At 62.1% G+C, this 13,989-nt stretch carries 13 protein-coding genes; 7 read left to right on the top strand and 6 right to left on the bottom strand.

All coding sequences use genetic code 11. The features are described 5' to 3' along the window. Nucleotides 1–25: 25 nt before the first annotated feature. Nucleotides 26–844 carry a methylmalonyl-CoA decarboxylase gene (gene scpB, locus QMG80_RS14835; protein WP_085769878.1) on the bottom strand — a complete coding sequence of 273 codons (819 nt, stop codon included), beginning with the start codon at nucleotides 842–844 and terminating at the stop codon, nucleotides 26–28. A gap of 274 nt (nucleotides 845–1,118) precedes the next feature. On the opposite strand from scpB, the gene QMG80_RS14830 reads away from it, so the two are divergent. Continuing rightward, nucleotides 1,119–1,586: a CYTH domain-containing protein gene (locus QMG80_RS14830; RefSeq protein WP_085769877.1), complete on the top strand. Its 468-nt coding sequence runs from the start codon at nucleotides 1,119–1,121 to the stop codon at nucleotides 1,584–1,586. 62 nt (nucleotides 1,587–1,648) lie between these two features. Here the strand turns inward: QMG80_RS14830 and QMG80_RS14825 are convergent, their stop codons facing one another. Next, entirely contained in the window at nucleotides 1,649–3,856 is a 2,208-nt protein-coding gene (locus tag QMG80_RS14825; RefSeq protein WP_245300016.1) for an RNA degradosome polyphosphate kinase, read from the bottom strand. A gap of 156 nt (nucleotides 3,857–4,012) precedes the next feature. Between QMG80_RS14825 and QMG80_RS14820 the strand changes: the two genes are divergently transcribed. The 3 genes from QMG80_RS14820 to QMG80_RS14810 all read left to right on the top strand — a co-directional run bounded on the left by QMG80_RS14820 (nucleotide 4,013) and on the right by QMG80_RS14810 (nucleotide 7,405). Continuing rightward, complete coding sequence (locus QMG80_RS14820; RefSeq protein ID WP_085769875.1) at nucleotides 4,013–6,397, top strand: penicillin acylase family protein; 2,385 nt, start codon at nucleotides 4,013–4,015, stop codon at nucleotides 6,395–6,397. 213 nt (nucleotides 6,398–6,610) lie between these two features. Next, nucleotides 6,611–6,820 (top strand): GCG_CRPN prefix-to-repeats domain-containing protein, encoded by a 210-nt coding sequence (locus QMG80_RS14815; protein WP_085769874.1) that lies wholly within the window; start codon nucleotides 6,611–6,613, stop codon nucleotides 6,818–6,820. A gap of 195 nt (nucleotides 6,821–7,015) precedes the next feature. Beyond that, complete coding sequence (locus QMG80_RS14810; RefSeq protein ID WP_085769873.1) at nucleotides 7,016–7,405, top strand: hypothetical protein; 390 nt, start codon at nucleotides 7,016–7,018, stop codon at nucleotides 7,403–7,405. Nucleotides 7,406–7,423: 18 nt separating this feature from the next. On the opposite strand, the gene QMG80_RS14805 is transcribed toward QMG80_RS14810, so the two are convergent. From QMG80_RS14805 to QMG80_RS14795, 3 genes are all read right to left on the bottom strand, one after another. Continuing rightward, on the bottom strand, nucleotides 7,424–8,533 hold the full coding sequence (locus QMG80_RS14805; protein WP_085769872.1) for an NAD(P)H-dependent flavin oxidoreductase: 1,110 nt from the start codon (nucleotides 8,531–8,533) through the stop codon (nucleotides 7,424–7,426). Nucleotides 8,534–8,579: 46 nt separating this feature from the next. Then, nucleotides 8,580–9,002: a DUF302 domain-containing protein gene (locus QMG80_RS14800; protein ID WP_085769871.1), complete on the bottom strand. Its 423-nt coding sequence runs from the start codon at nucleotides 9,000–9,002 to the stop codon at nucleotides 8,580–8,582. A gap of 214 nt (nucleotides 9,003–9,216) precedes the next feature. Next, nucleotides 9,217–9,504 carry a hypothetical protein gene (locus tag QMG80_RS14795; RefSeq protein ID WP_085769870.1) on the bottom strand — a complete coding sequence of 96 codons (288 nt, stop codon included), beginning with the start codon at nucleotides 9,502–9,504 and terminating at the stop codon, nucleotides 9,217–9,219. Between the two features lie 254 nt (nucleotides 9,505–9,758). On the opposite strand from QMG80_RS14795, the gene QMG80_RS14790 reads away from it, so the two are divergent. Both QMG80_RS14790 and QMG80_RS14785 read left to right on the top strand, forming a co-directional pair. Beyond that, nucleotides 9,759–10,121, top strand: a complete 363-nt coding sequence (locus tag QMG80_RS14790) for a phasin family protein (RefSeq protein WP_085769869.1) — start codon at nucleotides 9,759–9,761, stop codon at nucleotides 10,119–10,121. Nucleotides 10,122–10,398: 277 nt separating this feature from the next. Further along, entirely contained in the window at nucleotides 10,399–10,905 is a 507-nt protein-coding gene (locus QMG80_RS14785; protein ID WP_085769868.1) for a hypothetical protein, read from the top strand. 20 nt (nucleotides 10,906–10,925) lie between these two features. Here the strand turns inward: QMG80_RS14785 and QMG80_RS14780 are convergent, their stop codons facing one another. Beyond that, nucleotides 10,926–12,470 (bottom strand): efflux transporter outer membrane subunit, encoded by a 1,545-nt coding sequence (locus QMG80_RS14780; protein ID WP_102938036.1) that lies wholly within the window; start codon nucleotides 12,468–12,470, stop codon nucleotides 10,926–10,928. Between the two features lie 333 nt (nucleotides 12,471–12,803). On the opposite strand from QMG80_RS14780, the gene QMG80_RS14775 reads away from it, so the two are divergent. Then, nucleotides 12,804–13,967 (top strand): efflux RND transporter periplasmic adaptor subunit, encoded by a 1,164-nt coding sequence (locus tag QMG80_RS14775; protein WP_085769867.1) that lies wholly within the window; start codon nucleotides 12,804–12,806, stop codon nucleotides 13,965–13,967. The last annotated feature ends 22 nt before the right edge of the window (nucleotides 13,968–13,989 follow it).

Below are 13,989 nucleotides of genomic sequence, written 5' to 3'. Positions count from 1 at the left end.
GAGGGCAGCGGCGAGCGCTTCGCCGTCACTCGCCTTTGAAAGCAGGCTGACGCTTCTCCAAAAAGGCTGCGATCCCCTCGCGATAATCGGCGCTTTCATAAGCCTTGCGGCGCAAGTCCTGTAAGCGCTCGAAAACCTGGGCTGCGATGGGCTGGTAATCGCTGATCACGCGCAACTGTTCCTTGATCGCGGCCATCGCCAGGGGCGCTTTCGACGCCATCTGGCGTGCGATCTCCATTGTGTGCGTTTCGAGCTGCGCCGAGGGCACGAGATGATTGATGACGCCATATTCCGCCGCCTTTTTGGCTTCGATCGGCGTTGCGGTGAAGAACAGCTCCTTCACCAGATTTTCTCTCAGCCTGCCAACGAAGTGAAGCAGGCCAGTGGTGTTGTAAGGCAGGCCGAGATTGACCGGAGTGATGGCGAAGCTCGCAGACTCGTCGGCGATGACGATGTCGCAGCTCAGCACCATGTCGAAGGCGCCGCCCCAGACCGAACCGTGCACCATGGCGATCACCGGGCCGGGGTAAGCCCGGATCGCGCGCAGCGTCTCCTCGAGCGGATCGGCGTAGGGCAGGGGATCCTGCCCCGGCCGGGGCAATTCGGTGATGTCGTGGCCTGAGGACCAGACGTCCATGCCGGCTTCCGCGCGCAGGATGACCACGCGGATCTTGTCCTCGGCGAAGCTTTCCAGGCTCTCGGTGAGGCGCCGCATCATGTCCCGGCGCAGCGCGTTGAGCTTGCGTCGATTCTTGAGCGTCAAAATCCCGATGCCGTCTATGATCTCGACGCCGATCAAGGCGCTCGGCGCGTGGAGGTTCGCGATGGCGTCGTATTTGCTCATTACGGCTGCGTGAGACCTCGGAACAATGCGGATTATTGAGGCGTCTCGGGCTCGGGTGCTACAGCGCTCTCGGCATGCCGCCGCAATGGGGCTAGCCCGGGACGTTGACACTTGCGCGACAGCGACGCCTGGCGCGTTTCCCGCTCGCACGGAATCGTTCGAGCGATAAGGAATCGCGCAAATTCAAAAACTCAGAGCATGTCCTGACCGGAAAACCGCGTCGCACTTTTCCGGGACATGCTCCAGGACCTCGGGCGTGAGGTGCGGAGAAGAGATGGGTCTCGAGATCGAGCGAAAATTTCTTGTCGACCCTTCCTTGTGGTCTCCGCAGGGCGAGGGGACGCTGTTCCGTCAGGGCTATCTGTCTTCAGCGGAGGCCTGCGTCGTGCGCGTGCGTCTCGCCGGCGATGAGGCGTTTCTCACGGTAAAGGGCGCCACGAGCGGCGTCACCCGGCTCGAGTTCGAATATCGCATCCCTCGGGAGGACGCGATGGTCCTGCTCGACATGCTCTGCGGACCGGCGATTATCGAGAAAACGAGATATCGGCGGCGCTTCGGCGAAAAGCTGTGGGAGATCGATGTCTTTCACGGCGAGAACGACGGATTGATCGTCGCGGAAGTCGAACTGCTCGCGGAAGACGAGGTCCTCGAGCTGCCGGAATGGGTCGCTCAGGAAGTCTCCGACGATCCCCGCTACTTCAACTCGAATTTGATGCGCTGCCCTTTCAACAGTTGGGCCTGAAAATTGACGGCGCGTTGAAGGGCTCCCTTCAACGCGCGATCAGCGTCCGGATGCAAGATTTTCTAAGTCGGCCGGGGTTCACTCCGCTCCTCCGGCGCGACAAGCCGCTGCGGAGCGGATGTGAGCAAGGCGTCGCCGCGGCCGGAGAGACTGGGATTTGTCATGAAGTATTTTTGGGCGCTGAAAGGCTCCTCGCCCGTTGAGGCGGAGATCCGCCGGCCCGATCCGTCCGCCAGAATTTGCCAACTCTGGACATTGTCCAAGAGATTGGCGAGCAACACCTGCTCGAGGACTTGCTCGTGCAGAGTCTCGTTCGTGATCCGAAACAGCGTTTCGACACGCCGGTCCAGATTGCGCGGCATCAGGTCGGCCGAGGAAATATAGAGCGCTGCGTCCTTGTGCGGCAGCCCGTGGCCGTCTCCGAAGGCGTAGATGCGGGAATGCTCCAGGAAGCGTCCGACGATCGACTTCACTTTGATGTTTTCGGACAACCCTTTCACACCCGGCCTCAAGCAGCAGATGCCCCTGATGACGAGCTCGACGGCGACGCCCGCGGCGCTGGCGCTATAAAGGGCGTCAATGATCTCTGGATCGGCAAGTGAGTTGCACTTCGCCCAAATCGCCGCTGGACGACCTGCCGCCGCATGCTGCGCTTCCGCTTCGATATGCTCGAGCAGGCGGCGTTTGGCCGTCACGGGCGAGATGTATAGGCGCTCGAGGGGAGCCAAGACGCCCGAGCCGGTGATGAAGTGAAAGATGCGGGCGACATCGCGGCCAACCGCGGGATCGACCGTGAAGGCCGAAAGATCGGTGTAGATGCGAGCCGTGATGGGATGATAGTTGCCTGTGCCGATATGGCAGTAGGTCGTAACCGCGCCATTCTCCTCCTCCCGGACGACCATGCAGAGCTTGGCGTGCGTCTTCAGATCGGGGAATCCAAAAACGACCTGGATCCCAACCCGTTCCATCTCCCGAGCCCATCGAATATTGGCTTCCTCGTCAAAACGCGCCTTGAGCTCAACAAGCGCGGTCACCGACTTGCCATTCTCAGCCGCTTCCATCAAGGCATGAACAATGGGGCTGTCCGACGATGTCCGATAGAGCGTCTGCTTGATGGACACCACGCGCGGATCGCGCGCCGCCTGCCGCAGGAAGTGAAGCACCACGTCAAACGATTCGTAGGGATGCTGAATGATGATGTCCTTCGCGCGGATGGCGGCGAAGCAGTCTCCGTCGAATTCGCTGATGCGTTCGGGAGAGCGCGGCGTGTAAGGCTGGAACTTCAGATCAGCCCGATCGACTCCGACAATCTGCGAAAGGTCTCTCAGCGCCAGTTTTTCCGTCTCGACGATGACGCCTTTGGGCGAGATCTCGACCTGAGAGGCGATGAAGCCGCGCAGAACAGAAGGCGTCGCGGCGCTGATCTCCAATCGGATGACATTGCCTCGGCGCCGTTCCTTGAGCGCGGCTTCGAACTCGGTGATAATATCCTCGACCTCGGCGTCCGCGAATTCGATGTCGAGGTCGCGCACGACACGAAAAAGGCCGATTTCTCCAATGTCGCAGCCCGGGAACAACCGATCGAGGAACTGCGCGATGACGTCTTCGACCCGCGCGAGACGCGTGACGCCTTCGGAGCCGTCCTCGAGCCGGACGTAGCGAGCAAATTTTCCCGGGATGCGAACAAGGCCAAAGAGCGCTTGTTCGTCTTCGCGCCGAAGCAGCTGCGTCGCCAGGGATAGAGCCAGGTTCGGGATGAAGGGAAAGGGATGCGACGGATTGATCGCGATCGGCGTCACTGCGGGAAAAATGCGGCTGCTGAAATGAGGCTCCAGCGTTTCAAGATCCGCCTCTGTCCAGAGAGACCGCTCAATGACCTTGACTCCGACCTGTTCAAGCTTCTGTCGCAGGACTCGCCAGGCGGATTCTTGGTCGCGATTCATTTCGTCCGTCGATTCGAGTATCCGAGCGAGAAGCTCAGAAGGCGTCAACCCGTCGATCCCCGGGGTCGTCTGAGCGTGCTCGATCTGCTCGATGACCCCCGAGACGCGGACGTTGAAAAACTCGTCGAGATTGGAGGCGGAAATCGCCAAAAACCTCACGCGCTCGAGGAGCGGATGCGCCTCGTTCGACGCCTCTTCCAAGACGCGTCGATTAAACGAGAGCCAGGACAATTCGCGATTGACGAAGCGCGCGGGATCGTCACGAGAGATCGGCTGGTCTGCAGGCGAGGAGGCCTCTTTTTTAGGCGGCTTGGCGGCAATTGTCATTCGGTTCGCTCTTCTCTTTGCGATCCACATCTTCAGCGGGAGCGGGGCATGGACAGCACAGCATTTGTGCGTGACAATTCGAAAACAATTTGAGCGAACGTCTCGGCCATAGAAACGCCTCGAAAAATCGGCCGCGATAGCTGGAAAGGGGAAGCGATGCGCAGGCTTTTGGCGGCGCGAAAGGCGCTCATCGCGCTAGCCTCGATTTCCGCCGCCCTAATTTGTGTCGCGGCGCTGGCGGGGACCATGCTCTTGCGGCTGAGCCTGCCGCGCTTAGAGGGCGACGTGAAAGCGCCGGGTCTTTCCGCGCCCGTAAGCGTGGCGAGAGACGTCCGCGGCGCGCCGACGTTGAGCGGGCGGTCGCGCGCCGATCTCGCCTGGGCGCTCGGCTATCTGCACGCGCAAGAGCGCTTTTTCCAAATGGACCTGCAGCGCCGTTCCGCCGCCGGGGAACTCGCGGAGCTCGTCGGCCCGGCCGCGCTGCCGGCGGACAGAGCCGCGCGTCTCCACCGCTTCCGCCACCGCGCCGTCGCCAGACTGGAAACAATAGCGCCGGAGGAGCGCGCGATCTTGGACGCCTATGTCGCAGGCGTTAATCGAGGTTTGGGCGATCTCGCGGCGCCGCCCTTCGAATATCTGCTGCTCGCTAAAGGCCCTCAGCCTTGGCGCACGGAGGATTCGATCCTCGTCGCCTACGCCATGTATCTGACGCTGCAGGAGCCGGATGGCTTGACCGAACGCCGACGCGGCGACGCGATCGAAGCGCTCGGGCGGCCGATGGCGGAGTTTCTTTTCCCGGGGGGCACGAGTTTCGACGCTGCGATGGACGGATCTTTTTTGCCGGCGCCGGCCTTTCCCTCGCAAGGAGTGAAGCACGCGAGGAACGTCGCGCCTTTCGGCGATGTCGATGAAGCGCCAGCCGTTCCGGGGAGCAATAGCTTCGCGGTCGCCGGCGCGCTCAGCGGGAGCGGCGCGGCGATCGTCGAAAACGATATGCATCTGCGTCTGCGCGAACCCAATATCTGGTACCGCGCGCGCCTGAAGGCGGAAGAACCGGCGCTCGACATCACCGGCGTGACCTTGCCCGGCGCGCCGACCGTTGTCGTCGGCAGCAACGGCCGCGTGGCGTGGGGTTTCACGAACAGCATGGTGGACACGAGCGATGTGGTGATCCTTGAAGCGGTCGATGGCGACGCCGACCGTTATCAAACGCCGGACGGGCCCAAGCCGCTGCGTCGCTTCGAGGAGACCCTCTGCGCGACGTGCGCCGCGACCGAAAAGCTGACGGTCGAGGAGAGCATCTGGGGGCCCGTGATTGGATTGGACTCCAAAGGCCGCAAGCTCGCCTATCGCTGGGTCGCTCATGATCCGATCGCCGTCAATCTCCAAGGCTCGCTGGCCTTGGAACGCGCGCAAAGCGCGGGTGAAGCGCTCGCCGTCGCGCATGAGCTTGGCGTCCCGCATCAAAATATCGTCGTCGGCGACGTCTATGGCGCGATCGGCTGGACGGTGACGAGCCCCATTCCGCGCCGCTTCGGACATGATGGACGAACGCCCGCATCCTGGGCGGACGGCGAGAAGGGCTGGAGCGGTTATCTTTCGACGCAGGATACGCCGACCGTCCTCAACCCTGAAAGCGGGCGCGTTTGGACCGCGAACGCCCGCGTCGTCGGCGGCGAAGCACTACAAAAGCTTGGCTGCGGCGCATATGCCCACGGCGCTCGAGCCGGGCAGATTCGAGACGCGCTCCTGGCCAAGCCGCGTTTCGACGAGCAGGACCTCCTCGCAATCGCTCTCGACGATCGTGGCGGAGTTCTGGAGCGTTGGCGGGATCTCCTTCTGCAGCGTCTGCGCGCTCGGACACATGAACCCCGTTACGCCGATCTGATCCCGCAAGTGGAAAACTGGGGCGGCCGCGCTGCGCCCGACTCCGTCGGCTATCGCCTCGTTCGCAGCTTTCGGCATCAACTGATCTCGTCGATCTATGCCCGTTACATGGCGGGAATGCCGGACATCGCAACGCCCTTGGCGAGACCCGGCGCTGCCCGCTTCGCGACGCCGCAGGCCGATGAGCCCGCCTGGCGACTGATCAGCGAGAAGCCCGAGCGTCTCGTGCCGCCGGGCTTTAAGAGTTGGGACGAAGTCATGGACGCCGCTCTCGAAAAGCTGCTTTCGGAAATCGAGACCGAGGCCGGCGGCAAGCTCGACGCTTTCACCTGGGGCTCGTTTTGTCGCGCGGGAATCAAGCATGCGCTGACCTTGGCCCTCCCGGCGTTGGGAGCCTGGCTCGATCCGCCCGACGAGCCTCTCGCCGGCGACCTTTACCAGCCGCGCGTCGCGGGTCCGGGCTTTGGCGCTTCGGAGCGCTTCGTCGTTTCGCCAGGGCATGAGGAAAAGGGCGTTTTCCACATGCCGACCGGTCAAAGCGGGCATCCGCTCTCGCCTTACTACAATGCGGGGCATGGCGATTGGGCGCAGGGCCGCCCGGCTCCCTTTCTCCCGGGTGAGACGAAATGGCTGCTTCGATTTAGCCCTGGCTAGCGCGATTCCTTATCGCTCGAACGGAATCGTTCGAGCGATAAGGAATCGCGCCAAGTCAAAAAGTTGGAGCATGTCATGACCGGAAAACCGCTTCGCACTTTTCCGTGACATGCTCTGAGGCCGGCGCGGGCGCATCGGCGGTCAGCATCGGTTCATGAATCGATTGTTACCTCTCCCGGGCCGCTTGAAATCGGCGGCAAGGGAGAAATTCATATGAGACTGACGACCAGACTGCTCGCTGCGGCCGCGATCACCGTCGCCGGCGTTACGGCTTCTCAGGCCATGCCGCTCGTTTCGTCCGACTCTGCCAAGGGCGCGCCAATTGAACAGGTCGGCTGGCGTTGTGGCCCGGGTTGGCACTTGAACGGTTGGGGGCGCTGCGCGCCCAATCGCTTCTGGCGCCCCTACCGCCGCTATTGGTAATAATTGCGCCCGCTGTGGGGACGCCGCGAGCTTAAGCGGCGTCCTATGCCCTCAAGCATGTCACGGAAAGCGCGAAGCGGTTTTCCGGTTTGGCCGCCCGCTCAAGCCTACGGCATGTTGCAGCGCTCGATGACACATCGACGTTTCCATGCACAATCTCGCCGGTGGCGACTTCCGAAACAGCGGGAGTGCGAGATGCCGGCTTTCACGTTGGAAATTGTTCGGAGCGGCGAGACGCCCGCTGTGGTGGACGTTGTGACGCTTTACAATGTACAGGCGAGCTGGCCTCAGGTCGAGGCTCTGGCGCTCTTGATCGACCGCCCTGAGGACACCTTCATTCGAGTGAAGAACGACAAAGGGAACACAGTTATTCGCGCGGGCGTCAGAACGATCCTCGCCTCCATTCATCATTGCCCCTGCACGCAGTGCCCGCTGAAGCGAGTATCTGCGAAACGTTCGGCAGCCAAAGGCGCTTCGTCGCGCGGATTGCAATCCGATCTCCGTCTCGTCGACAAGACAGCTCTCTATCCATGTGAGATCGGCGCCGAGCCTCGAGACCTCCTTACGATCGCCCAAGGTCCATGAGCGCGGGCGGCGAGCGGATCAAGCGCCGGCCGCTGAAGCCTCCTCCAAACCGCTGTTCACCGGGACTTTTTCCGCGGCGCCAAGATTGGCCATGACCGCAAGAGCCTCGGACCATATTCGACGCGTGATCGCCTCCGCTTTCTCCTCTCTCGCCAGCGCCGTGGCCTCGCCTGCCCAGAGCGGCGAAAAATCGCAGCTGGCCTGGCCTTCAGCCGCTTCGCGCAGAGGAGCGAGCGCGGCGCTCGCCAAAGGGAAGGGCGGCGCGTCGCCGCACATGGGCCCGAGATCGCAGATGAGTCGATTGACCAGCCCACGCGCCGGGCGTCCGGTGAAGACATTCGTCAAACGCGTCGCAGAGTCAGTCGCCGAGGCGAGCGCCGCGCGATGAACCGACGAAGTCGACGCCTCCGGCGCGCGAAGAAAGGCGGTTCCGATCTGGACCGCATCGGCGCCAAGCGCAAAAGCCGCCGCAACGCCGCGCCCATCGGCAATCCCTCCCGCCGCCACGATCGGCACGCGCAGCGCGTCTCGCGCTTGCGGCAAGAGTGAGAAGAGAGCGGGTTGAGCCTCTACGTCGTCGGAAAGAAACATCCCGCGATGCCCGCCCGCCTCACGCCCTTGCACGACGACGCCGTCGACCCCGCGCTCCTCTAGCCATCGTCCTTCGGCGACCGTCGTGGCCGTGGAAAGAACCAGCGCGCCGCTCGCCTTCACGCGTGCGAGCAACGCCGGAGGCGGCAAGCCAAAATGAAAGCTGACGACGGGAGGCCGCGTCTCTTCGACGACGGCGCACATCTCTTCGCCGAAAGGCGCGCGCGCCGGCCCCGCTCGAACGCGGGAGGAATCGAGCCCGGCTTCGGCGTAATAGCCGGCGAGTCGAGCGCGCCAACGCGCCTCGACGGCGGGATCAGGCGCAGGCTCGAGGTGGCAGAAAAAGTTCACATTGAACGGGGCCTGCGTCTTTGCTCTGACGAAGGAGATTTGCTCGCGCAACATATCCGCCGAAAGCATGGCGGCGGGCAGGGAGCCCAGCCCTCCGGCGCGGCAGACGGCGATCGTCAGCTCATATCCTTGCGCCCCTGCCATCGGCGCTTGAATCAAGGGAAGCTTCGAAGGAAGGAACGCCATCGAGGTTTTGCCTTCGCAATTTGGCGCTAGCGCGATCGGAGTTATATCAGCTCTTTCGCTCATTGCATCGGGAAGGCGACGTTGCGTCGACGATCTTGGCCAGCGCCAGGGCCATCTTCTCGAGGATCGGCGCCGCCCCTTCTGCGAGCGTGTGCCGTTTGGCCAGCCAGAACGGATCGTTGTAGGCGACCCAGGTCCTATTCTGCTCGTCCTGCCAGACGAGAATCTTGAGCGGCAGATCGATGCCCATAGTCTGGACGTCTTGCATTAGCGGCGTGCCGGTCTTTGGATTGCCGAATAGCACGACTTCGGTCGATCGTAGCGGCAAGTCGACCTCGGCCGCGGCCGCTGCGTGATCAATCCGCGCGAGCACTGTCATCCCAAGCCTCTCGATGGCGGACAGAACCCGCGTGATCGTTTCGCTGGGCCCGTATTCGCTGAGAGAGGTCTTCAAGCCGTGGACGGTCATGGGCTAGGGGTCCCTCATCAACAGCTAGTTCGCGCTGCGGGGCGAACAATGCTACTTTCTCGAGATACTGGTCCGAGGCAGCCAATAAGGATGGAGAAGGCGCGGCAAATGCTAGCGCCTTTTCCGCTCGGACGGAATTGTTCGAGCGACAAGAAATTGCACAAGATCGGATCGTAGGAGCGAATTCTAATCGCGAAGGTCGCAAAGTTTGGACTCAGGCTTTCTGAGCCGCACGCCGAAAGGCGCCCGCGCTCGCGCCGGAAGGATCGACGATTGTAAGTGCGGCGTTGATCTCGTCGAGCATCGGGGGATTTCCGCCGGACATGTTTTCATCAGTGGCGCGCTGGAGCGCATGCGCGTCGAATTGCCACCGACGCAGAATTTCAATTTTTTGCGGCGTGGGGAGGTCGGACGAGACAACCTCATCTGGCCGATCGAAGACCGATGACGGCGAGGTCATCGCCTTCTCAATCGCCGCCGCGTTCGTCAAAGAGGCTTTCATCGCTATGCTCGCCCTTGTCGGCGGAAGGCGCTTGGCCCTCGATGCGGAAGAAATCGGGCGACCTGGGCCTTTGGCAAGCGTGACGGGTTGTCGGCGGCGCAAAGGGGCTGAACCCTTCAGCCGATGAGTCGCTTGAGCGCATCGGTCCCGACCATGAGACCGGCCGATTAAGTACTTTCCTCCATTCCGCGGCCGCGAGCGTCGTTTTATGAAACGTCGCCGCGGCGAAGCGCGGCTACCCAGGAGCAAAAGCCATGTTCGACTATGTTGATAGAGTGCAGAGGCTGAGCAGAGAAGGCTTTGAAGCGGCGACCGCCGTCCCCGCCGCGCTCACCAGAGAGTTCGAGGTCGCGGCCGAGGGCCAAAAGAATTATTCGAGCAAGGCCTTTCAGGATGCGCAGGTCTATGCCCGTAAAATCCTTGGCGTAAGGTCCTTCGGCGAAGCGGTCGAGGCGCAGACCGAGTTCCTGAACGGAGCGCGGCGGGACTATTGGGACCGGGCCCGCCAGCTCAACGATTTTTATTTCAATCTTCTCGAGGCGCTGGCCAAGCCGACCGAGGGCTTCGTGGAGAAGATTTCCCGCGAAGTGACCGTCGTGAGCAAGGGTTCCTCGTAGAAAGCGGCCTGAAGAGGGGAATTCCTCAAAACGCCCCGATAAGCGCTGCATGACGCGACAGCCGAGGCGGCCGACGGCGCGCCTGGTCTCGGGCCTGGCTGAAAGAAGTTACGGCTTGAATCGGCCTGCCAGAAGCTTATCATCAGCGGTCATGATCCATATTGCAGCGGTTCGGAAATTCGGGCGGCTCTCACAGGCGGCTCTATCGCGCTGCGCTCAGGCGAGATCGCCTGAACGCAGCAAACGCGCTCCTTTCTGAAAAATCGGAGCGTGCTGCATGCGAAAATTCGGCTCTCATTTTTTTGCCAAGGGATCGAAGAGCGTCGCCGCGCTTTTTGCTATGTGCGTTTGCTTGTCTGCCGACGCCTTCGCCTTTGATATAACCTCGTTCAATACTCTGCAGACGGCCTCTCCGTCGACGATTGAGCAAGTCGAAGTTGAACATCCAAGATTCGTGATTCGTGATGTCGTTATTCAAAGTTATGGCGGCCTGGAGCAGCCGACCATTACCTTTACGGTGAAAAACAAGAGCGCCGTCACCATTAGCAAGATTTACCTCACCGGAGTTCTGAAGGACGCGGGAAGATCCGTGCCTCTGGCCTCTCAGGACTTCGATTTATCCGTCCCGGGGGGTATTCAGCCGGGCGAGCAAAAGCATTTCAATCTTGATGCGAGTTCGTACGGCGACTGGGGGAATGTCACGAAGCTTGCGCTGCGGAATGCGCGCTTCATATTGACGCTCACGGCCGTCGACGATGCGAAAGGCGTAAAGATCGTCAGGTAAGACACGGTGTTTTGAGCCGGTCAGCGCTGCGGGAAGAGCGAAGGGCCGGTTTGCACTCCAAACTCTCCCGGCAACTGCGACTTGTCCCAGCCGCCGCCCAGCGCCTCGATGAGCGCGACGCTCGCGAGGAAGAGGTCCTGCCGGGTCGTCAAGGCTGATTGCTCCGTCGCAAGCAACGACGCCTCGGCGACGACGACAGAGGTGAAGGCGACGACGCCCGCGCGGTACTGGTTCAAATAATAGGTCACCGCCTTTCTTGCCGCTGTGACGGCCTCCTGCTGCACCTTGAGCTGCTTGCTTTGGATGCGAATCGCCGCGAGCTGATCCTCGACTTGCTGGAACGCCGTCAGCACGGTCTGGCGATAATTCGCGACGCTCTCCCGATAGGTCGAGGTGGCGGAATCGACTTGCGCCGAGCGTATGCCGCCTTCGAACACCGTTTCCATCGCCAGGGCGCTCAGCGACCAGAACTCGTGCGCGGGATTGAACGGCAACGGAACATGGCCGGTGAAGCCGAGATCCGCCGAGAGCGTGATGTTGGGATAATAGGCCGCCACAGCCACGCCGATCAGCGCGTTTTCTTCCTGCATCGTGCGCTCGGCCGCTGCGATATCTGGGCGCCGCTCCAGGAGCGCGGAGGGAACGTCCGCCGGGAAAGAGGGGACGAACCCCGTGAGGCGCATCGGCGGCAGGGATAAATCCGCCGGCGGCTTGCCGATCAATATGGCTATGGCGTGCTGCATCTGTGCGATGGCGACGCCGGTGTTGATCGCCTGGGCCTGCGTCGCGAGCAGCTGGGTCTCGGCGGCCACCACGTCGGCCTCGGCCGCGGTGCCGGCCTTGTATTGATTGCGCGTGATGTCCAGCGTCCGCTGGTATTCGGCGGCGGTCCGCTCAAGGATGTCCCTGAGCGAATAAGCGGCCCGCAGATTGAAATAGGCCGTGGCCAGGGCGGCTTGAGCAGTGAGCTTGGCGTTGGCGAGATTCGCCGCGCTCACCTGCGCCCCCGCGATATTGCTCTCGATCTGCCGCCGGATCTGGCCCCAGATGTCGACGGTCCAGGTCAGCGTGCCTTGCGCCGTGTAGGTGGCGGTTACGCGGCCGCGGTTCCCGGTGGTGCTCGGAGTCGTCGTGGTGGTGCTGCTCGTGGAGCCTGAGCCCGAAGTCGCGGTCGTGGTGGAGGATCCCGAGTTGAACAGCGCTGCGCCCGTATATTGGCGCGTTGTGCCATAACCGGCGGTGACAGTCGGAAAGAGGGTGGCCTGCGCCTCGCGAATGAGCGTGCGCGCCTGCTCATAGGCCTCCACCGCGGCGGCGACATTTTGGTTGGAGAGAGCGACCTGTTCTTCCAGCTCGTCGAGCGTCGGGTCCTTGTAGACTGCCCACCAAGGGCCGGCGTCAACGCTCTCGCGCGGCGCCGCGAGCTTCCAGCCCTTGACCAGATTGCCCTTGAGCTCCTTGAATTTTTCCGGCGTCAGAACGGGAGGCTTGACGTAGTCGGGGCCGACCATGCAGCCTGAAAGCGCGAAAGCGAGCGCTAAGGGCGCGAATCCTGAGTGTTTCACGCGACAATCTCCGAGGCGCCCCGTAGCGAGTTTGGCTTGGCCATGCCCTGTCTTCCCATAAGGACGTCCCGAAGCCGAGCGGAGATTGACGCGTGGCTCGGGTCGAGCGAGGGCGAGGAGGCTTGGAGCCCGCCGGCCGAGTGCTGTCGTCCGCGCGCTGACGGTTCAAGGCGTGGCAAGAGAATTCCCCAGAATTATGGCGCCGTGGACACTTTTCGGACGCTCTTGATCTGTTCCAGCGTTGTAAGAGATTTTGCGGGCGAGCCGCTTGACGCGACGACCTCAACTTGATGAAGCGTAAGCGTCTGAGCGCTGAGGAATCCCGTGGAGACGATGACGTCGGAAAATGCGAGCGATGTCCAGACCGAGCAACCCGCTCAGAGGCGACGTACTTACGCTCGCCTCGCGCTCGCGGGAGCGGCGCTCGCGATCCTCGCCTATCTCGCGTGGAGTTACTGGGGCGGGACGAAAAACCAAAGCCATGGCGCTCCGCCGCAATCGGTGGGCGTCGCCACGATCGGCAAGGGCGACGTAAGGGTTTTCGCCATTGGCCTCGGCACAGTGACGCCGCTCGCGACCGTCAGTGTCGTCACCCAGATCAGCGGCCAGCTGACGCAGGTCGCGTTCAAGGAGGGCCAGATCGTCAAGAAGGGCGACTTTCTGGCTCAGATCGACCCACGACCTTATGAGATCGCCTTAGCGCAATATGAGGGGCAACTCGCGCATGACCAGGGCCTGCTCGAACAGGCGAGGGTCAATCTCGGCCGCTATCAGACGCTCCTGAAGCAGAACTCCATCGCCCGCCAGACCGAGGAGGACCAAGTCTTTCTCGTCAAGCAATACGAGGGCTCGGTCAAAACCGACCAGGCGTTGATCGATCAGCAGAAGCTCAATCTGATTTACGCCCATATCGTTTCGCACATTGACGGACGCGTCGGCCTGCGCCTCGTTGATCCAGGCAATTATGTGCAGACGACCACGAACAGCACGCTCGCGGTCATCACCCAGCTGCAGCCCATTACTGTGATCTTCCCGCTTCCCCAAGACCAAGTCCCCGACATTCTGCCGCAATTGAATGCGGGAAGCCGGCTGTCGGTCTTCGCCTTCGATCGCGCCAATATTCATCAACTCGGCGTCGGCGAATTATACGCCATCGACAGCCAAGTCGACACGACGACGGGCATGGTGAAATTTCGCGCGAGCTTTGAGAACAAGGAAAACAAGCTCTTCCCAAGCCAATTCGTCAATGCGCGCTTGCTCGTTCGCACCCTGCGCGACGTGGTCAGAATTCCCAACGCCGCCGTGCAGCGGGGCGCCCCGGGCGCCTACGCCTGGGTGGTCGACGCGCAGAACAAGGTTTCCGTGCGCAAGCTCGTGCTAGGACCTTCGGAAGAAGACATTACCGCGGTGACGTCGGGCCTCTCCCCTGGGGATCGAGTGGTGACCGAAGGCACTGATCGACTCCGCGAAGGCATGAGCGTCGTCGCGCCGCAGTAAGAAAGCTCTCGAACCGACAGAG

Source organism: Methylocystis bryophila (genome assembly GCF_027925445.1).
In the GTDB taxonomy this organism is placed as follows: domain Bacteria; phylum Pseudomonadota; class Alphaproteobacteria; order Rhizobiales; family Beijerinckiaceae; genus Methylocystis; species Methylocystis bryophila.
The sequence above is the reverse complement of the archived record's forward strand: the minus strand, read 5'-3'. Positions and strand labels throughout refer to the sequence as shown.